The sequence below is a fragment of the Erythrobacter sp. THAF29 genome (genome assembly GCF_009363635.1).
Taxonomy (GTDB): domain Bacteria; phylum Pseudomonadota; class Alphaproteobacteria; order Sphingomonadales; family Sphingomonadaceae; genus Erythrobacter.
The window spans coordinates 772,324-790,491 of the sequence record NZ_CP045392.1 but is presented as its reverse complement, the minus strand read 5'-3'; the positions used below and the strand labels follow the sequence as shown (position 1 = coordinate 790,491).

Annotated in this window: 22 protein-coding genes; 6 read left to right on the top strand and 16 right to left on the bottom strand. The window is 64.6% G+C overall.

The annotated features are described in order from the left end of the window. Positions 1 to 135 precede the first annotated feature (135 nt). Positions 136 to 954, top strand: a complete 819-nt coding sequence (locus FIU90_RS03965) for a flagellin (protein WP_152433607.1) — start codon at positions 136 to 138, stop codon at positions 952 to 954. Positions 955 to 1,135: 181 nt separating this feature from the next. Here the strand turns inward: FIU90_RS03965 and FIU90_RS03960 are convergent, their stop codons facing one another. The 15 genes from FIU90_RS03960 to flgB form a co-directional block, all read right to left on the bottom strand. After that, positions 1,136 to 1,951 carry a class I SAM-dependent methyltransferase gene (locus FIU90_RS03960; protein ID WP_152433606.1) on the bottom strand — a complete coding sequence of 272 codons (816 nt, stop codon included), beginning with the start codon at positions 1,949 to 1,951 and terminating at the stop codon, positions 1,136 to 1,138. Next, positions 1,948 to 4,383 (bottom strand): HAD family hydrolase, encoded by a 2,436-nt coding sequence (locus FIU90_RS03955; RefSeq protein ID WP_152433605.1) that lies wholly within the window; start codon positions 4,381 to 4,383, stop codon positions 1,948 to 1,950. The genes FIU90_RS03960 and FIU90_RS03955 overlap by 4 nt, the downstream gene beginning before the upstream one ends. Positions 4,384 to 4,449: 66 nt before the next feature. After that, entirely contained in the window at positions 4,450 to 5,379 is a 930-nt protein-coding gene (locus tag FIU90_RS03950; RefSeq protein ID WP_152433604.1) for a flagellar motor protein MotB, read from the bottom strand. A 1-nt stretch (position 5,380) separates the two neighbouring features. Beyond that, positions 5,381 to 6,244 carry a flagellar motor stator protein MotA gene (gene motA / locus FIU90_RS03945; protein ID WP_152433603.1) on the bottom strand — a complete coding sequence of 288 codons (864 nt, stop codon included), beginning with the start codon at positions 6,242 to 6,244 and terminating at the stop codon, positions 5,381 to 5,383. A gap of 41 nt (positions 6,245 to 6,285) precedes the next feature. Continuing rightward, positions 6,286 to 7,203 (bottom strand): flagellar biosynthesis protein FlgL, encoded by a 918-nt coding sequence (locus FIU90_RS03940; protein ID WP_152433602.1) that lies wholly within the window; start codon positions 7,201 to 7,203, stop codon positions 6,286 to 6,288. An 18-nt stretch (positions 7,204 to 7,221) separates the two neighbouring features. Beyond that, a complete protein-coding gene (gene flgK, locus FIU90_RS03935; RefSeq protein ID WP_152433601.1) occupies positions 7,222 to 8,562 on the bottom strand; it encodes a flagellar hook-associated protein FlgK in 1,341 nt (446 codons plus the stop codon). After that, on the bottom strand, positions 8,559 to 8,855 hold the full coding sequence (locus tag FIU90_RS03930) for a rod-binding protein (RefSeq protein WP_152433600.1): 297 nt from the start codon (positions 8,853 to 8,855) through the stop codon (positions 8,559 to 8,561). Before FIU90_RS03930 ends, flgK begins: the two co-directional genes overlap by 4 nt. After that, complete coding sequence (locus FIU90_RS03925) at positions 8,852 to 9,946, bottom strand: flagellar basal body P-ring protein FlgI (RefSeq protein WP_234029614.1); 1,095 nt, start codon at positions 9,944 to 9,946, stop codon at positions 8,852 to 8,854. Before FIU90_RS03925 ends, FIU90_RS03930 begins: the two co-directional genes overlap by 4 nt. Before the next feature lie 16 nt (positions 9,947 to 9,962). Next, positions 9,963 to 10,652, bottom strand: a complete 690-nt coding sequence (locus tag FIU90_RS03920; protein WP_152433598.1) for a flagellar basal body L-ring protein FlgH — start codon at positions 10,650 to 10,652, stop codon at positions 9,963 to 9,965. An 11-nt stretch (positions 10,653 to 10,663) separates the two neighbouring features. Continuing rightward, positions 10,664 to 11,452 carry a flagellar basal-body rod protein FlgG gene (flgG, locus tag FIU90_RS03915; RefSeq protein WP_152433597.1) on the bottom strand — a complete coding sequence of 263 codons (789 nt, stop codon included), beginning with the start codon at positions 11,450 to 11,452 and terminating at the stop codon, positions 10,664 to 10,666. A 31-nt stretch (positions 11,453 to 11,483) separates the two neighbouring features. Then, positions 11,484 to 12,224, bottom strand: coding sequence for a flagellar basal body rod protein FlgF (locus FIU90_RS03910; RefSeq protein ID WP_152433596.1), 741 nt, complete (start codon positions 12,222 to 12,224; stop codon positions 11,484 to 11,486). A 10-nt stretch (positions 12,225 to 12,234) separates the two neighbouring features. Continuing rightward, positions 12,235 to 13,047: a flagellar hook-basal body protein gene (locus FIU90_RS03905; protein ID WP_152433595.1), complete on the bottom strand. Its 813-nt coding sequence runs from the start codon at positions 13,045 to 13,047 to the stop codon at positions 12,235 to 12,237. Between the two features lie 34 nt (positions 13,048 to 13,081). Next, entirely contained in the window at positions 13,082 to 13,474 is a 393-nt protein-coding gene (locus tag FIU90_RS03900; protein WP_152433594.1) for a flagellar hook capping FlgD N-terminal domain-containing protein, read from the bottom strand. Between the two features lie 3 nt (positions 13,475 to 13,477). After that, positions 13,478 to 13,894: a flagellar basal body rod protein FlgC gene (flgC, locus tag FIU90_RS03895; protein ID WP_370515139.1), complete on the bottom strand. Its 417-nt coding sequence runs from the start codon at positions 13,892 to 13,894 to the stop codon at positions 13,478 to 13,480. After that, positions 13,891 to 14,247 carry a flagellar basal body rod protein FlgB gene (gene flgB / locus FIU90_RS03890; protein ID WP_152433592.1) on the bottom strand — a complete coding sequence of 119 codons (357 nt, stop codon included), beginning with the start codon at positions 14,245 to 14,247 and terminating at the stop codon, positions 13,891 to 13,893. The genes flgC and flgB overlap by 4 nt, the downstream gene beginning before the upstream one ends. Before the next feature lie 247 nt (positions 14,248 to 14,494). Between flgB and FIU90_RS03885 the strand changes: the two genes are divergently transcribed. Both FIU90_RS03885 and FIU90_RS03880 read left to right on the top strand, forming a co-directional pair. Beyond that, positions 14,495 to 15,160 (top strand): MotA/TolQ/ExbB proton channel family protein, encoded by a 666-nt coding sequence (locus FIU90_RS03885; protein WP_172970173.1) that lies wholly within the window; start codon positions 14,495 to 14,497, stop codon positions 15,158 to 15,160. Continuing rightward, on the top strand, positions 15,157 to 15,564 hold the full coding sequence (locus tag FIU90_RS03880) for a hypothetical protein (RefSeq protein ID WP_152433590.1): 408 nt from the start codon (positions 15,157 to 15,159) through the stop codon (positions 15,562 to 15,564). Before FIU90_RS03885 ends, FIU90_RS03880 begins: the two co-directional genes overlap by 4 nt. Before the next feature lie 12 nt (positions 15,565 to 15,576). On the opposite strand, the gene FIU90_RS03875 is transcribed toward FIU90_RS03880, so the two are convergent. Continuing rightward, the gene (locus FIU90_RS03875) at positions 15,577 to 16,665 is read right to left on the bottom strand and encodes a diguanylate cyclase (RefSeq protein ID WP_172970172.1); all 1,089 of its coding nucleotides are present in this window, start codon (positions 16,663 to 16,665) and stop codon (positions 15,577 to 15,579) included. Between the two features lie 217 nt (positions 16,666 to 16,882). On the opposite strand from FIU90_RS03875, the gene FIU90_RS03870 reads away from it, so the two are divergent. From FIU90_RS03870 to FIU90_RS03860, 3 genes are all read left to right on the top strand, one after another. Further along, positions 16,883 to 17,422 (top strand): flagella basal body P-ring formation protein FlgA, encoded by a 540-nt coding sequence (locus tag FIU90_RS03870; RefSeq protein ID WP_172970171.1) that lies wholly within the window; start codon positions 16,883 to 16,885, stop codon positions 17,420 to 17,422. Positions 17,423 to 17,494: 72 nt separating this feature from the next. Continuing rightward, a complete protein-coding gene (locus tag FIU90_RS03865; protein WP_152433587.1) occupies positions 17,495 to 17,791 on the top strand; it encodes a flagellar biosynthesis anti-sigma factor FlgM in 297 nt (98 codons plus the stop codon). Continuing rightward, positions 17,791 to 18,105: a flagellar protein FlgN gene (locus FIU90_RS03860; RefSeq protein ID WP_152435681.1), complete on the top strand. Its 315-nt coding sequence runs from the start codon at positions 17,791 to 17,793 to the stop codon at positions 18,103 to 18,105. The genes FIU90_RS03865 and FIU90_RS03860 overlap by 1 nt, the downstream gene beginning before the upstream one ends. The last annotated feature ends 63 nt before the right edge of the window (positions 18,106 to 18,168 follow it).

The window sequence follows — 18,168 nt, the reverse complement described above, 5'->3', positions numbered from 1 at the left end:
CCCATTATATAGCCACCACCGGTTGATTGCGGATGAAATTGAACGGCGCGCTTAAACATCGCGGACGATGGTCGCTCTTAGCATCACCAGCAGCGCTCACACCTTCGCTGCGGGACGCTATACCGGAGAAGACCAATGTCAGTGATCAACACCAATATCTCGGCACTGCGCGCCCAGAACGCTTCGATGCGCGCCAACGAAATGCTCGGCACCGCGATGGAGCGCCTTTCCACCGGCCGCCGCATCAACGGCGCCAGCGACGATGCCGCAGGCCTCTCAATCGCAACCGGTTTCACCTCGGAGATCCGCGCGCTCAACCAGGGCATCCGCAACGCCAGCGACGGTATCGCGCTTGCCCAGACAGCCGAAGGCGCGCTCGACGAAGTGGCCAACATGCTCCAGCGCATCCGCGAGCTGGGCGTGCAGTCGAGCACCGGCACTTACGACACCGAAGCGCGCAGCTTCATGGATCAGGAAGTCGACGAGCTGCGCGGTCAGATCAACGACATCCTTACCAACACCCAGTTCAACGGCGTGACGCTGTTCAGCACAACCAGCGGCACCGACGTGACCGTCGATATCGAAATCGACGCAGGGCGCACCGTCACGCTGACCAGCAATGCAATCGACGGGAACAACCTCACCGCCACCGCACTCGACGTAACCACGGCAACGAATGCGGCGACCACTATCGGCAATGTCGACAACGCATTGAGCGATGTGAACACGGCGCGATCCTCGCTGGGTGCAGGGCAGAACCGGCTCGAATCGGCGATCAGCAACCTGACGACAACCGCCACCAACCTTGCCGACGCACGTTCGCGGATCATGGATGCGGACTATTCGGCGGAATCGACCGCACTCGCCAAGGCACAGATCCTCGGCCAGGCATCCACCGCGATGCTGGCGCAGGCCAACCAGTCGCAGCAGAACGTCCTCTCGCTGCTCAGGTAAATTCCGCTCCGCCCGCTGCGACCCACGGGCGGAACGACAGGAAACCCGGGGCCGAAAGGCTCCGGGTTTTTTGGTGCGTCATCTCAAGAGCTGCGTAGCCTCCCGTTCCCTCCACCCGGATTGTATACCGGTAGGCTCCGGGTGGAAGGGTGGAGGAAGCGAGAGGCCCGACCGCGACGAACTATGCCGCGCTGCGGTCCTGCCAGTCGATCACTTCGAGGTAATTGCGCAACCGGTTCTCCTCCAGCCGGGCGATCAGCGGGTTGGCATGGTAAGGCAGCAGGAACTGCGCGACCGCTTCCGACCATGGAGCATCGGCATCGAAGACGATGCCCAGTCCGAATACGGCAGGCACATGGACGTAGAACAACGGACGCTCTTCGCTGTCGGCTTCTTTGAGGAAATCCTCGACCGCAGTTAGAACCCCATTCTTCGGCCCGCCCGCATCGAGCGCGACGGCGAACTGACCACGTCCACGAAAACCGCGATTTTCAAGCACGCCGTCATGGCCGAGCGTCACGCCGTGGTCATAGCTATGGGGGTGCAGCCATTGTTCCGGAATACGATCGGGCGCATAGTAGAAGTCGCGCCGCGCGCATGGCCAGGAGACATCGTGGAGGAAGGCGAGCAAGGGCCGCTCACCCTCTCGCGAGATGCGGTCTGCCTGCTTCAGCTCGTTGATCACTGTGTAGTAGTTGTGGTCGCCATCGATGAACCATGCATCGGCAGGCTCGGCGCTTTCAAGCGCTTCGAGGCTCGGCAGCGCAACATGTTCGACCGCGTCACTTTCCGCAGCCCATGCCGCAAAACTCGGATCGGGCTCGGGATCTATGCAGGTGAGCTTGCCGCCCCTCTCTGCACAATGTTCGGCGAGGACGCGCGACATGCCGCCGAACTCGCTTCCGATCTCGGTTATGGAGGCGACGCCCGCCTCGTCGAGACAGGGCAGGATGATGGCCGAAAATTCGGACATGGAATGGATGAGCAGGTCGGTCATGCGGCTTTCCCCGGTACGGTGATTGTTGAAGTGACTGTCGGTGCTTTTTCCGAAGCGCGCCCCCGGTGGCGGATCGGGCGGAAGACGATTTCAATCATTTGCGGCTGGTCCGACGAAGGGACAGCATCGGGCATGACGAGCACCAACGCCTCTTCGTTTCTGCATTCAACAAGGCCAGGCGCGTGCTCGATGAAGCCTTCATACCGAGCATTGACCGGCAGCGGGGCAGCATCGTTGTGCGACCCACCAGCAAGGGCGCTCAGCGGCGAGCAGGTGATCGAGGCAATCTCCACCCATCGGAAGGCAGCGCCCAATTGCAGCGCCACGCCATAGCCCGCCTCGCCGACCGGAATGCGCGCAGCGAAGTATCCATCATGTGTTGCGCGAGCCTCGATCTCGGTTTGCGAAGCCTGCGTGGCGCTGAGATAATAGGCCGGCAGCGCGATCGTGCGAGGAGCGTGATCGGCATAGGTCAGGCCAAGTCCGAACCGCTTTTGCACCAGCAGCGATAGCCGCGTGCTCATGTCCTCCTGCGCAAGCTCCGCAGGCAGGAACATCCGCGCAGACCCCTTCATGTAAAAAAGCCCGCGGCGGCGCATTCCTTCGCCCGCACGTTCCGGATCGAACAGCGGCACCATGCGCTCACTGCCGAGATTGACGTCGTGTTCGAAACGCCTGACGATCTCCAGCTCGCGGGGCTGGGGAAGGAACATGAAACGTGCAAGAGCACCCGCAGCCGCCTCACGCCAGCCGCGTTCTGCGTCGTGGTCCTTCATACGGATGACAGGCGGATCGGTCGCAGCTTCAGCGAACCTTACGACTCCGGCCTGTACCGCATTGCGAACACTGCTTTGGCGCCCCTTTACTGCGCTTCGCTTGCGGATCGGCTCGCCCTTTTCAGTGTAATCGACGACCGAACCCATCTCGCACGTCGCAAGTTGTTCGATCACGGCGACATTGCTGCACATGGCCTCGAGGAAGGCGGGATCGTAATGGCGCGGATCGATGAGGCCCTGCTTGTCGAGGCCGGTCGCCTGCATCTCGCGCATGAGAAGGTAACGTCCGGCCACTTGCACGCCGAACGCTTCGGATAGCAACGCATCGACGCGGTTCTGCGCCGATCCATTGTAGCCAAGATCCACCAGCATCAACGTGTCGCCCGGCTGAGGATCGACTGCGGCGCGGATATGGGCGATGAGCCGGTCGGCAAAAGCGCGGGCACGGCGGATGGTCAGCTTCCGACGCTGTCCGCTGCGCAGTTCGGCGAGGAGGCGCTGGCTCGCTTCGGTCAATTCGGCATCGCTGGAAGGACTGCCCACCACCTTCGCGATCTCGTCTTCGGCAAAGAGCATCTGGAGTGCGAGCGTTGCGGGGTTGAGCCCGTGTTCGAGAGCGACGTGGCGATCATAGGCTGCGCGGCTCGCCAGTGAAGCGGCGGTCGCGGTAAAGCGACTGAGTTCGACGCGGGCAGTGCTCGGGGAAGCACCGCCCGCATCGTGCACGATCTGGGGGAGGTGCCCGTCGCGCAGGAGGAAAAGCCAATGAACGGTGCCGCCGTGTGCCTGTTCGAGAGCTTCCGCCTCACGGCGCAGCCAACGATCGAAGGCATGAAAAACTGGCCCGAGTACGGTGAAGCCGAAGCCTTGGGCAGGGTGTGTGGTTTGCGGTTCACCGATGGCGATCAAGGCGCGGTGCGGCATCAATCCTCGCGCACCTCCATCTGCTTCGCCTGCAATCTGCTGGCACGCGCGCTCGAACCGGAGCCGCTGGCGCGCGGCATCGGTGAACTGGACGAGATGCAGCGCTGGCACGCCGAGTGCACGCGATGCGTCGAAGTCTGCGGCTTTGTTATCGCCGATATGAAGCACTTCATGCGCTCGCAGCTTCATGGCCTTCAATGCCTTCGCGAGAAGCCCCTGAGCCTTCGAAACTCCGGCTTCGCACGATGCAAAAACGCGGTCGATCAGGTCCGCAACCTCGTCTCCGGCGGCTTTGCGGATGAGATTTTCGAGCTGGCGCGCGCTGAGGTAGGTATCGGACACGATAATGACCTTGATGCCTCGGCGTTTCGCCTCCCGCATGAGATCGACCGTAGGCGCGAAGGCGAAGCAGACGCGCGCTTCGAGGTCGAGTTCCCCGGCGATCGCCTCTTCGCGGATACTCTCACCGGCGTTGGGCATGGCGTGTTCGTAAATGGCGCGCATCCCGATCTCGGTGCGGCGACGCAGGGTCGCCTCGGCCTTGCGTGCATTACGTTCGCCGACGATCCGTTGACCGGGCAATACATGGTCGAGCGCGGAAAAAACATCGGTCGGCGCATGGCAATCGCGCCAGAGCAGCGTGTCGAAGCAATCGAGCGAGAGCGCTTTCACGCCATCCGGCGCGCGGTCCAGCGCGTTCGGCAATTCGTGTGGTTCGATTGTCTCGGTCATGCGTGCTCTCCGTCGGTGGAACCGCGTGCGGTCCCGCTGCGACACGAAGAGCTAGGCGAACATGGTTTACGGTGTGGGAGCAGCTTCCTCGGTAGAACTACCCATGGCAGTCCGCGGAATCGGGCGCCGAACGGCGGTGTTCTGCTCAAGCAACAGCAATGAAATCCGGCGGTTGCGCGGATCGGTCGGATCGTCCGCGATCAGAGGCTCGCGGTCGGCAACGCCCTCGATACGGGCAAAACGCCGTTCGGCCAGCCCGTTCAGGAGCAACGCCTGCCTCGTCGCCTCAGCACGGCCTGCGGACAGCGACCAGTTGTTCGCAACCATGCCGGGCTTCCATTTGAGGGAGTCGGTGTGTCCGCGAACGATCAGCGGATTGGGCTCGTTCGCCAGGGTCTCTCCGATCACCTCGAGCAGCCCGCGCGCTTCCTGCGTCAGAATAGTGGTGCCAAGCGAGAACATCGAAAAGTCGGCATCGTCGACCAGGTCGATCCGGATCCCCTCGGGCGAACGCATGACCCGCACTTGCCGCGTCAGGTGGCGAAGCCTTTTGCGCTCGCGCAGCTTGGCGTCGATCTTGTCTCGCAACTCGCGCATTTTCTCGATTTCGCTTTCGCCCTTCCCGCCGCCTTCGACCGGGCCACCGCTTGCCGCGCGCGGGATCGTGATCGACTGCGTTCCGGTCTGGCCCTGGCGGTTGGGGTAATTGTCGACATCGGTGATCGAATTGCCGCCGAGCATTCCGTCCGAACCCGCGCCCTCCTGCCGCAGCTTGACGAGCGTGGGGGAGAAATAGTCCGCAATCCCCTTGCGCTGGTTCTCCTCGGTCGCGCCGAGCAGCCACAGCAGCAGGAAAAACGCCATCATCGCGGTGACGAAGTCGGCATAGGCGACCTTCCACGCGCCTCCATGGTGACCGCCCTCCTCGATCGTGATCTTCTTGACGATGATCGGGGGCGGTAACTCGGCTGAAACTTCGGGATCGGCCTCGGCCATCTCACTTGCCCCGCATCAGGTCGAGCAGATCGGTGAGCTTGGGGCGGTGCGCGGGCGGCAGGCCGGACCGCGCGGCCTCCAGCACAAGCGGCTGCGGATAGCCGTGGAGGCTGGCGATGATGACCTGCTTGATCGAGTGGAAGATTTGCTGGTCGTGGGCGTTCAACTGCTTCAGCCGGCCCGCCATCGGACTGGCGAAACCATAGGCCAGCAACACGCCCAGAAAGGTGCCGACCAGCGCCCCGCCGATCATCTTGCCGAGGACTTCGGGTGGCTCGTTGATCGAGCCCATGGTCTTGATCACGCCGAGCACCGCGGCAACGATGCCGAGCGCCGGGAGAGCATCGGCGAGCGACTGGATCGCGTGCGCGGGTTCATCCATCTCGTGCAGCTGCGACTTGATCGCGTTGTCGATCACGTCTTCGACCGCGTGGGTATCGAGCGTTCCGCTGGAAACGACCATCAAGGTCAACGGATCGCAGATCATGCTGCGCACGACGGAATCGTTCTGAAGGCGGGGAAACTCGCTGAAAATGGTCGAATTTTCCGGATCGGTGACATGGCTCTCAAGCGCGACGGCGCCTTCCGCGCGCAGCAGCTTCATCAGCTGGCTGGTGAGCTTGATCGCGTCGATGTGATCCTCGTCGGTGTATTTCGCTCCCTTGAACACCTTCATCAGCCCGCTGCCGAGCAGCTTGATCTCGTGCATCGAGTTGCCGATCAGGGTCGCGCCGAGCGCCGCCCCGCCGATGATCATCATTTCGAGCGGTAGCGCGGAGAGAACCGGCCCCAGCGCGCCGCCCGCAAGCACGAATCCGCCGAAAACCATGACGAGCAGGACGACGATACCGATGGCGGCGAACATGGGCGTGGGGCTCCTTGTGCTAGAGCGCGGGGATCAGCGCGCTAGAGCGCGTCGAACAGGCTGAGCGAGCTGACTCGGGCAAAGCCGGCCTGGCTCGCTTCGAGTGCGGTGAGGGTTTGTTGCAGGCGCGCGATGGCGCTGGCGATATCGGTATCTCCGGTTTCGCTGCGCTGCTCGGCCAGGGTGACGGCGCGCTGGTTCTGGTTGTCCTGAACGATCTCAACCCAGGCGAGCCGCGTGCCGAGCACCGCCTGGCTGCGGGTCGTGGAATCGAGCGCGGCATCGAGCCCGTCGATCGCGGCCCGCGCAGCTGCCGCAGGGTCGGGGGCGCCGCCGCGCAGCGCATCGGCGAGGCCTGTCAGGACGGCAAAGGCGCTGGTCTGCGAGCCTGACACGTCGAATTCGAAAATCGCGTTTCCGGGAAGCCCGCGCTCGATCTCTGTGCCCGGCGCAACCGGCACCGCGCCGCTCGCGCCATTGCCGTTATAGGTCACATTGCCCGCGCCATCGCGCAGGAAGGCGGGGCCGGACGCGGTTCCGGCGAACAACGGCTCTCCGGCAAGAGAAAGCGCGTTCGCACGGTCGAACAATTCTTCACCGAGCTGGTCGATCTCCTCGGCGATGACGAGGCGTGCGCTTTCGGGCATCGTCTCGCTGCCTGCCGCGACCGCAAGCTCGCGCACGCGGATCAGGATGTTGGCGACATCGCCCAGTTCGTCTGCCGCTTGCGAGAGATCGCGCGAGAGGGCGTTTGCATTCTCCTTCTCCGCCGCGCTCAGCGCCTCGCGCCGGGCGATAGCGCGCAGTTGCGCAGCACCGGCAGGATCGTCGGAGCCCCGTTCGATCCGCTGGCCGGTCGCGATCTGCGTTTGCAGCCGCTCGATCGAGCGGCGCAGGTCGCCCATCTGGTCGAGCGAGCGGTTGAAGAACGCTGCGGTCGAATTGCCTATCCCGGTCATGCTTTCACTCCCACGCCGTTATCTCAGCCCGAGGATCGTATCGAACAGCTCGGTCGCGACCTGGATCACGCGGCTATTGGCCTCGAAGGCCTGCTGGAGCCGGACGAGGTCGGCGGCTTCGGTGTCGAGATCGACCCCGGTTTCGCGCAGCAAGGCGGCTTCTGCCCCTTGCGCGATCACCGAAAGCCCCTCGCGCCGCGTATCGAGCGCGGCGAGTTTGCTCGACAGGCCGAGCAGCAGGCGATCGGTGCCCGCGACAGGACCGTCATCCGCGCCGAGCGATGCGATGAACTGGCGTAGGTTGCCCGTGTCGCGGCTGCCGGCCGGCGCACCTGCCGGGGCCGTGGCAAGCCCGTCGGGGGACTGGAGCGCGAGCGCGATATCGGCTGCTGCGCTTCCCGAAAACAGCGGCGCACCCGCGCTGCCATCGCTGGCGGCACCCGAAGCCTGGGCGCTGTTTGCGCGCGCGATCAGATCGGCGGCGAGCGCATCGAGATCGGTCTGCGCCGCGGCGAGATCGCGCAGCACCGCAGCCCGCCCGGCCAAAGCGCCGCCGACCGGCTCCACATTCGTGCCGCCGATCGAAAAGGTGACCGTTCCGTCCGGCTGGCTCGACACCGCGAGCGCGCTTGCGCTGCCCTTGTCCACCAGCACCTCGGGCGGCGCGCCGGCAAGGCTCACCTCGGCCGCGCCGAATTCATCGAAGCGGACCGAGATCGAAAGCTCGCCCGACAATTCGCGCAAGGCCGCATCGCGCGCATCGAGCAATGCGGCCTGCGTCCCCGAACCATCGCGAACGCCCGCGAGCCCGACATTGATCCGCGCGATCTCGGTCGCAATTCCGTTCACCTTGTCGATCCCGGCGGTGACTTCGGCACCGGCGAGCGAACGCGCATCGGCGAGCGTGCCGTCAGCGAGGCCGAAAGTGTCGGCCACCCGGCGCGCGCCTTCGAGCACGGCGGTGCGCAAGGTCGGATCGAGCGGGTCGCTTTCAAGCCGGACCAGCGCCGCTTCGAAAGCGACAAGACTGCCAAAGAGCCGCGACTGTTCGAGCGCGGTTTCGGCGACGCGCAATCCCTCGATCTCCGCCTCGGTCCGGGCAAGGTCGGACGCGCTGCTGCGCACCTGCGCCTGCACCAGCTCGTTCGAGATACGGCGCACATCGCCGACCCGCACCCCGGCAAATGCATCGCGCGCGGCAAAATCGATTGCCGCGCTCGCCACGAGCTCGCTTTGCGAAAGCGTGCGGCGCGAATAATCGGGATTCGAGGCATTCGCGACATTCTGCGCGGTCAGCTCCAGGCTTGCACGCGCCGCGCGTGTCCCGCTGAGGCCGATATGGATCATCGCACTGCTCATGACCCGGCCTCTTTCGCATCGATATATTGCGCGAGCTGTTCCTCGATGCTCCGGGCAAACCCGAATGCGCCCGATCCGGCAGCGATCTCGGCGACGTGCTCGTCGCGCATCTTCTCGAACTGCTTGAGCCCGCCTCCGGTCAGCGGGGTGTCCTCGGCAAAGCTTGCCGCGCGCGCGCTTTCGAGCATCCGGCGCAGCATGATCGCTTCGAACCCTTGCGCCGCCTTGCGCAGTTCGAGCCGCTCGGGCGAGAGCGCCTGCGTGTCGAGGTAAGGGTTGACCGGCGTGATCACAGAACCACCATTTCGGCTTGCAGCGCGCCCGCCTGTTTGAGGCTTTCGAGGATCACCACGAGATCGGCCGCGCCCACGCCCAGAAGGTTGAGCGCATCGACGATTTCGGACAGCGAGGCTGCCCCCGGCATCAACGCGACGCGGCCTCCCTGCTGCTCGACGTCGATTTCGCTCGCCTGCTCGATTGCCGTGTCGCCATTGCCGAAGGGTTCGGGCTGGATGACGCGCGGGCTTTCCTCGATCCGGATCACCAGCTTGCCGTGGCTGATCGCGGCGGGGGAAAGGCGCACGGCCTGGTTGATGACGACCGTGCCCGTGCGGCTGTTGACGATCACCCGCGCCGCGACCGGAGCGGGGGTGACGGGCAGCATCTCGATCTCGGCGAGCCGCGCTGCGCGCTCGTCATTGCCGAAGGGCAGGGTCAGCTCGATGCTCACCCCGTCGGCGATCCGCGCCATGCCGGGATAGCGCGCATTGATCGCGTCGCGCACCCGCGCTGCGGTGAGGAAATCGGCCTGGTGCAGGTTGAACCGCAAGGTGCCTTCGCGATCGAAACCGGTGGCGACGGTGCGTTCGACCGTCGCGCCATCGGCGATCCGGCCTACGGTCGCGACATTGACGGTCAGCTGCGATCCATCGCGCCCCGACACGCCCAGCCCGCCGACCGCGACATTGCCCTGCGCCATTGCGTAGATCTGGCCGTCCGCACCATAAAGCGGGGTCAGCACCAGCGCACCGCCCCGCAGGCTCTTGGCCTTGCCGAGCGTCGATACGGTGATGTCGATGCGTTGGCCGGGCTTGGCGAAGGCGGGCAGTTCGGCGGTGATGATGACGGCGGCGGCGTTGCGCAGATTGGGGCTGACGCCGGGGGGAAGCTGGAGACCCAGCCGGCCCGACACGCCTTTCATCGCCTCAGTCACATATTCGAGATTGTCGTCGCCCGTCCCCTGCAAGCCGACGACGACGCCATATCCGGTGAGCTGGTTGGCGCGCAGGCCGTCGAATTCGCCGAGATCGCGGATGCGTTCGGCAGCGGCGGCGGTGGGGGCCAGCGCTGCGAGGAGAGCGAAAATGATGAATAAGGATCTCACGGGTCTCCCTCCCCCTTTAGAAAGGCGAAATGAAGTTGAAGAAGCGCGACAGCCAGCCCGGTCGGCTCGCCTGCTGCACCGCGCCCTTGCCCGAATAGATGATCCGCGCATTGGCGACCTTCGAGGAGGGCAGGCGGTTGTCGGCGTCGATATCGATCAGCCGGATGCGTCCGGCGAACTGGACCCACTCGTCTCCCTGGCTCAGCGACATCTGCTTCTCTCCGACCACTTCGGCAGTCCCGTTGGGGTAGATCGCCGCAATCGTGACCGCGACGGTTCCCGTGAGGCGGCTTTGCTGGGCCGCCTTGCCTCCTCCTGAGAACGACCCCTGGCCCGCAGCATTAAGGGCGTTGGGATTGAGAAAGCTGAGCGGACCGGCGGTGGGCGGGGTGAGCGAGAAGCCGCCATCGCGGTCCGTCTGCCCGGTCGTGCTCTTGGAAGTCGAGGTGTTCTCGACCAGCACGATGGTCACCATGTCGCCGAGCGAACGCGCGCGGGTCCCGACATGGAGGCCCGCATATCCGGTCCCTGCCTGAAAGATCGCGCCGCGGTTGGCTTCCGGTGTGGGCGCGGGTTCCATTGCCGTGAGCGGCGATGCCGGGGGCGGAGGCGCGGCAAATCCCGGCTGCGGTCCGCCGCCCATGCCGAGGCAGGCGGAAAGCGGCAGCGCGAGAAACGGCAGCACGAAGAGGCGGAGTTTGGTCATGGCTGCTCCCCTCACAGCGTCTGGTTGGCGTTGCGCAGCATTTCGTCCACCGCGCTCACCATTTTCGAATTGATCTCGTAGGCGCGCTGGGTTTCGATCATCTCGACCAGCTCCTCGACGACGTTGACGTTCGAGCCTTCGAGCATGCCCTGGCGGATATTGCCCCGCCCGTTCTCGCCGGCGGTTCCCGCCTCGGCAGGGCCGCTCGCGCCGGTTTCGACGAGGAAATTGTCGCCGATGGCGCGCAGGCCCGCCGGATTGACGAAGCTCGCAATGGTGATCTGCCCGATCTGCACCGCCTCGCTGCCGCCCGGCGCAATCGCGCTCACGGTGCCATCGGGCGAGACGGTAATCGCTTCGGCACCTTGCGGGATCTGGATCGCGGGGTTCACCGCATAGCCTTGCGAAGTGACCAGCTGGCCTTCGGGCGAGAGCGTGAAATTGCCGTCGCGCGTATATCCGATCTCCCCGCCGGGAAGTTCGACCTGGAAGAAGCCGGGGCCGTCGAGCGCGAGGTCGAACGCATTGCCAGTGGTATTTAGAGTGCCTTGCGTATCGATCCGCGTGGTGCCTTGCACCTGCACCCCGGTGCCGAGGTTGAGCCCCACGGCAAAGGCCGTTTCGCCGGTCGATTGCTGCCCGGCAATGCGCCGCTCCTGATAGGCCAGCGTCGCGAAATCGGCGCGGTCGCGCTTGAACCCGGTGGTGCCGATATTGGCAAGGTTGTTGGCGATGACGCGCATTCGCGCATCCTGCGCCTCGAGCCCGGTGCGGGCGACGTGTAGGGCGGAAGTGGGCATTTTTCGTTCCTCTCGGGTGAATACTTTCGGATCAGCTGAGGCTCATGAGGCGGCTGCCCGCCTCGTCGAGTTCGCCGGCGGTCGAGATAATCTTCGCGCGCTGTTCGAAGGCGCGCTGGGCATCGATCATCGCGACGAGCGTTTCGGCGGTATCGACATTGGATTGTTCGAGCGCGCCGCTGGTCACCCGCGCGGTCGGATCGGGCGGAAGCACCCCGCCGCCGGGCACCTTGAGGAAGCTGTCGATCCCCTTGACGACCTGGCTGCCTTCGGGCGAGACGAGCTTGATCCGGCCGATCGGCTCGGCGGCGGCATCCGGGTTGGCGGGATCGGCGGCAAGCACCGTCCCGTCTGCCGCGATGCTGATGCGCGCGCCGGCAGGCACGGTGATGGGGCCGCCTTCGCCCATCACCGGAAGCCGCTCGCCGTTTTCGAGCACGCCGGTCGCTGTCACGCGCAGGTCGCCGCGGCGCGAATAGATTTCTCCGCCATCGGGCGCCTGGAACGCGATCAGCGCGGTGCCTTCGACCGCTATGTCGAGCGGCTTTCCGGTCGCAGTGACCTTGCCACCCACCATGTCCGCGCCGCGCACGAAGCCGCGCGCGATGGCACGGGCCTCGGGCGGTTCGCCGCGAACCGTCGCGGGCGTCACCGCGAAGATCTCGCCGCGAAAGCCGGGGGTTGAGGCGTTGGCGAGGTTGTTCGCAGTCGCGCGCTGGTTGTCCATCGCGGCGTTCATGCCGGATAGCGCGGTGTAGATCAGGCGGTCCACGGCTCAGCCCCTACCGCTGGAGGTTGAGCACGGTCTGCGAAATCGCGGTCGCGGTATCGATCGCCCGCGCGTTCGCCTGGAAGTTGCGCTGCGCGGTGAGCAGCGCGACCATCTCTTCGGCCAGATCGACATTGGAACGTTCGAGCGCACCGCTCAGCATATCGCCGAAATTGCCAATGCCGGGCTCGCCGAATGTGGCTGCCCCCGATGTGCCAGTGGCCTCCCACTTCGATTGGCCGATTGCGCGCAGGCCATTGACGGCGGGGAAATTCGCGAGAGCGATCTTTCCGACGGTTTGGGTGGTCCCGTCGGAATAGGCACCGATTAGCAATCCTTGCCGGTTTATGGAGACGCTCGATAGCTCGGAGCCGGCAGTATTGGTTACCGGAACCATGCCGTTGCCTGGAGTGGTCGAGGTGACATTGCCCGCGGCATCGACCGGGAACGCCTGGACCAGATCGCCCTGCGAATCCTTGAGCGCGCCGGTCGCATCGATCGTGAAACTGCCATTGCGGGTGAACTGCAAATCGCCCGAAACGGCGCTGGCGACGGCGAAGAAACCCCCGCCATTGATCGCGATATCGAGGCTGCGCCCGGTCTGCTCGATCGGGCCGAGCGCGAAGTCCTGGTTGATCGCGGCGACCGTCGCGCCGATCCCGGGAGTGCGGCGCGGATCGCTGGCCGATCCCGTAGCCACGACATCGCTGAACTGTGCGTTGCTCTTCTTGAAACCGGTCGTTTCCGCATTCGCGATATTGTGCGAGATGACGCGGAGGTCGGTTTCGGCGTTCTTCATGCCGCTGAGGGAAGTGAAAAATGACATGGGGCTGGTTCCTTCTTCGTGAGGAATGGGGGGATCAGGTCAGCGCAGAAACTGCGTTGGCGGTGGACGGTGCGCCCGCGGCCTGAGCCGCACTGGCGGCGGCAGCGGCTGCGGCGCGCGAGGCTTCGAGCGCAGCTTCCTGCGCGGCGATCAGGTCGTCGAGTTTGGCCGAAATCTCGTCCAGCGTCTGGCTCGATGCGGTCGAGGCGGCGAGCGAAGAGAATTGCGCCATCTGCGCCAGCATCTCTTCATTGTTCACCGGTTCGAGCGGGTCCTGCACTGCCAGCTGCGTCGTCAGAAGCCGCAGGAAATCGGCTTGGTCCAACGAACCGAGCCCGTTGCTTGCGCGCACGTTCGAAGGCGCGTTGAGCCGGTCGAGCGTCGACTGGACACCGGGGCTAACGGGTAGATTGGAAAGGTTTTCCATGGGTCAGTTGCTCCTCAGGGTTTCGAGCATCAATTGCTTGGCGGTCGTGAGTGCCTGCACGAGGTTCTGGTATTGGCGCGCGCTCTCCATGATCTCGACCATCTCGGCGGTCTCATCGACGGGCGCTTCCCAGACATTGCCATCGGCATCGGCGAGCGGGTGGCCGGGGTCGTAACGCCTGGTCGGCTCCGCGCTCGAGCGCACCAGGCCATCGCTGCGCACGCTGGCAAGCCCGGTGGCAGCATCGAGCTCGCTTGCGAACCGCACACGGATCGGGCGGTACGCTTCCTCAGCGCTGCGCGAGACGGACCCGGCATTGGCGAGGTTCGACGTCGCGGTGTTCATCCGCACCAGCTGCGCGGACAGCGCGCGCTCGGTCATCGAGAACAGCGTCATGGGTTTGTCGCCCGCCATAGTCATTCACCCTTCAGCGCGCGCGTAACGGTGTTGACCTTGCCCTGCACGAAGCTGAGCGTGGCGGAATAGGCCAGGGCGTTTTCGGCGAAGGCGACCTGTTCACGCGTAAGCTCCACGGTGTTGCCATCGATCGAGGCCATTGTGGGAACCTTGTAGACAAGGTGCGCGGTGCGGTCGGAAGGAGGCAAGCCGATACGCTCGCTTTCGAGCCGGGCATCGAGCGCGGAGGCGAAATCAATGTCGCGCGCCTTGTATCCCGGTGTCGCGGCATTCGCGATGTTCGATGCGAGCACGCCCATGCGCTGCGAGCGCAATTCGAGCGCGGCGCCATGGATGCCGAAAATCTGCTCGTTCATGTTGGTGCTCCCTGCTGGCAGCGGACGGATTGGATCGTCACTGGTTTTGCATGAGCCGTGCCAAACCGCGCGAATCCGCCGTTCGCGCCCGAAGAATCGGCTCGTCGCAGGCCGTTCCGGCAAGGGTCTGCCGCAATCCGGCAATCATCTGCATGCGCGCACCGGATTTTTTGCCGGACCGCCCTTAAACTGGGCCTCGCGTGGTCGTTCTAAGCTTGGTTGGATTGGGATCAGAAGGATTGGCTCCATGGGAGTGGAATTCTCGCACGTGTTCGATGGATCCGCGCTCGCCATCGTGTGCGCGGGCACGGCTCTCGCTACCGCTGCACGGTGCGGCTGGCGCGATCTGGCCGCGACCGGCAGGGCTTTATCCCGGCTACCGCGCAATGGCTTCGACCTGGAAGCGAACCGACGGGCGCTCGCCAATTGCGCGCGCGCTATCGAGCGCGACGGGCGGTTGCGCGCCGATGTACAACTGCCGAGCGATCCGGCCATCGCCCGGCAAGTCGACCGGTTGCTCCGCACCCGTCCACAAGAAGCGATCGAGCAAGCACGATTGGCGGAGAAGTCCGCTCGAATGGCCGAGCGGATGCGGGCTGTGCGCACCCTCGAACACGCAGGCGAGCTCGCGCCCGTTTTCGGCCTTGTCGGCACACTTATCGCCATTACCCAGCTGGCTCCCGCGACCGCTGCCGAACCGGTCGGGGCGACGATGGGAGCGATTTCAACCGCAGTTCTTTCGACGCTCTACGGAGTGCTGATGGCGCAGTTCGCATGTATCCCCCTCGCCCGCGCGATCGAGCGCAAGGAAGAAGCCGAAGAGGACCAACGCGACGCGCTGCTCGACTGGTTCATGCGCTGCGTCGTCAGTTCTCCACCAGCACAGCGCGCACACATGCGAGAAGTCGCATGATCGGGCAGGTGGGCAAGCACTGGCACATCATCCTCGCCGACCTCGCTTTGATCCTGTTCGTGCTGACGCTCTCCGCTCTTTCCAAGACCCTGCCCGTAGACGGGGACGACCAGACGGAGAGCCCTTCGCCTGAACAGGCACAATTCGATCCGGCGCAGACCCTCTATCGCCCTGTATCGGGGGGACCCTCGCTTGGCGAATGGCTCGACCGCCAGCCGCGCGACCCGCGCGCGACGGTTACGATCCATGTCCGTCATTCGGAAGACGACAGCGGAGGTGCATGGGCATCCGCGCGCGCGCTTAGCGAAGAGGCAGAGAGCCGCGGATTCGCCGTGCGCACCGTGGTTTCCCCGGCGGAAAAATCAGAGATCTACGCCATTCTGGGCTTCGACACGCGGCGGTGACGCGGTAGCGCGTCAGATCACGACGATACGATTTCGGCCGGCTTTTTTCGCTTCGTAGAGCGCGGCATCCGCACGCACGAGCGCGCTTCTCGGATCGATCTCGCCGGTCACTTCGGCGATGCCGGCGGAAAACGTGATCTTCCCGAATGGCTTGCCCGTCTCCCGATTGGTCAGCGATTTCATCGCCAGCGCGCAGCGAATACCTTCGAGCTTCTGGAAAGCCCGGTCCTTGTCAAAGCCGGAAAGCAGCATGACGAATTCCTCGCCGCCATGTCGCGAGACGAAGCAGTCTTCCGAGGTGTATTCGGCGAACATCTCGGCGACTGCGCACAGGACCCTGTCGCCCGCATCGTGGCCATGTTTGTCGTTGATGGCCTTGAAGTGATCGATGTCGCAGAAGGCGACGCATAGCGCCTCGCCGGTTTCGCGGGCGCGCTCGGTCGCCGATTGCAGCCGACGCTCGAAAGCCCGGCGATTGGGGAGGCCGGTGAGGTGATCGACATCCGCTTCCCTGCGTGCGCGGGCCAGGTTGGCGCGAAGTTCCTCGCTCTCGGCCTGGCTGCGTTCCATCGCGCGTTCGGCCTGCTCGATCCGTTCGAGCATGGACCGCGAAAGGCTGATCACTTTTTCGATATCGTCTGCAGGGTCTTCATCGCCACCGAGATTTGCGATCACCTCGATCTGCGCCCCGATGGCGCCGCGATGATCGCTCGTCTCGTCTTTTGTCCTTCTCGCCGTCTTGGCGAAGCGCGACACCGCGTATTCCAACTCGTCCATGACCTTGTCGAGCTGTTCGAGACGGGCCGACATTTCGGGATCGAAGCGGTAAATCGTATCGAGCCAGCGCTGGTCTATGGGCTCATTGGCGATCTCGCGTTTGGCGAAGAGTTCGGCGAGCTCGCGGCTCGAACCCGACAACGCGCTGCAGACTAGGGCGAGGTTGGTCGCGGTCACATCGAGATCGTGTTTGTCCATGAAGTCTGCGATCCGCGCGAGCAGTTCCAGCCTCGCTGCGCGGGCAAGCGAAGCCTGCCCCCCTTCGGAAATGCGGGCGTTATCGCCCTCCGGTCGGCGACGGCGCTTGGTAGTCGATGTCATCATCGGGACCCTCCAACGCGGGCTCTTGAAATTCATCTGGATCGCAAGCCCGTCTCTTTGTTTGGAACGAGCGTTAGCGCAGGGCGCTTAAGTCGCGGCAGCATACGCATCGGGAATAGCACCTATGGTCGACCGGCTTTCTTGGCATGGCGCTTGCAGAGAGCGGACCGACACCGAAGGCCAGCCCGTTGGCGGCCCTGAAGCGAGGGGAAACACAGAAATGCGATCATTCAACCCGACCATAGGATTCGCGCCGCTCGCGCTGACGATGCTCTTCCCCCTGTTCGCGGGGGCAACCGGGACAGCCGCTTCTGCAGAGCCGGTGTATATCGACCCGGCAGAGATCGACCGGGCGGTTGCAGGCTTCACCGGAGCAGCAACCGGAGAGATTGGCGGCGCGCGCGTGCCGACCGATCGCCGCCTGCGCCTTGGCGCCTGCAAAAGCCCACTTGAGACCTCGTGGCACGGTGGCAATCGCTCGACCGTCCGCGTCGAATGTCCCGATTCCGGCGGCTGGCGCATCTTCGTCGGGATAAGACCTGTGCCGCGCGCCGAAGCCAATCAGCAACTGATCAAGCGCGGAGATCCGATCACCGTCCTCGTGCGCGGGCGCGGCTTCAGCGTCCAGCAGACCGGGGAGGCGCTCGAAAACGGAGCGCAGGGCGACTGGATAGGCGTGCGTATGGCGCGCAAAGGCGCGCCCGTCCGCGCGCGGATCGAGCGCCCCGGTCTCGCCGTCATTCCGGCAAGCCCGCGATAATTCAGGGTCGCAGACTTAAACCGGAGCGCGCGCTGCCGTTCTTTACCTCAGAATACCAATCGGAGACGCACAATGCCCTCTATCGAACTGAGGAAATTGCAGGCGATCAGCGCACCGCGCGCCGTATCCGGCAGCGACCGTGCGCAGATCGATACCCCAACCGCGCATCAGCGCAGCGCCGCCGCCCAAGGCAAGGCGGCGGGAGTGAAAATCGAAGTCGGAACCGCCGTCGAAGCGGGCGAACCCCCCATCAATAATGAAAGGGTCGCCGAAATCCGCGAGGCGCTGAAAGACGGCAGCTACCCGCTAGTGCCGACCGAAATCGCGGATGCGATGATTGCAGCGCGTCTCGGCTTCGGGATCGAATGATGAGCGCTGACCTGGCCGGCAACCTGCGGCAAATGATTGCCGTTCTCGAAGAGGAACGGCAAGCGCTTGCCACCCTCGATGCCGACGCGCTCAATTGCGCGACCCGCGACAAGCAGGCACTATGCGACGCGCTCGCTCCCACTGGCCCCGAGGCGCTGGATGCCGAAACCCGCGTTCTTGCCGAGACGGCGAGGAAGCTGAACGAGGTCAATCGCCGGGTGCGCAACCTGCTTGCGGCCAATGTCGCAGCCCGGATCGAAGCACTGGGCGGTGGGCGCGCGACCTATGCCGCCACCAATTTCGCCCATGCCTGACTGAGTTGGCACGCCTGTTGCTTTTGGATGCGGATAAGCGCGCCGAACAATCGGCGCTTCGCA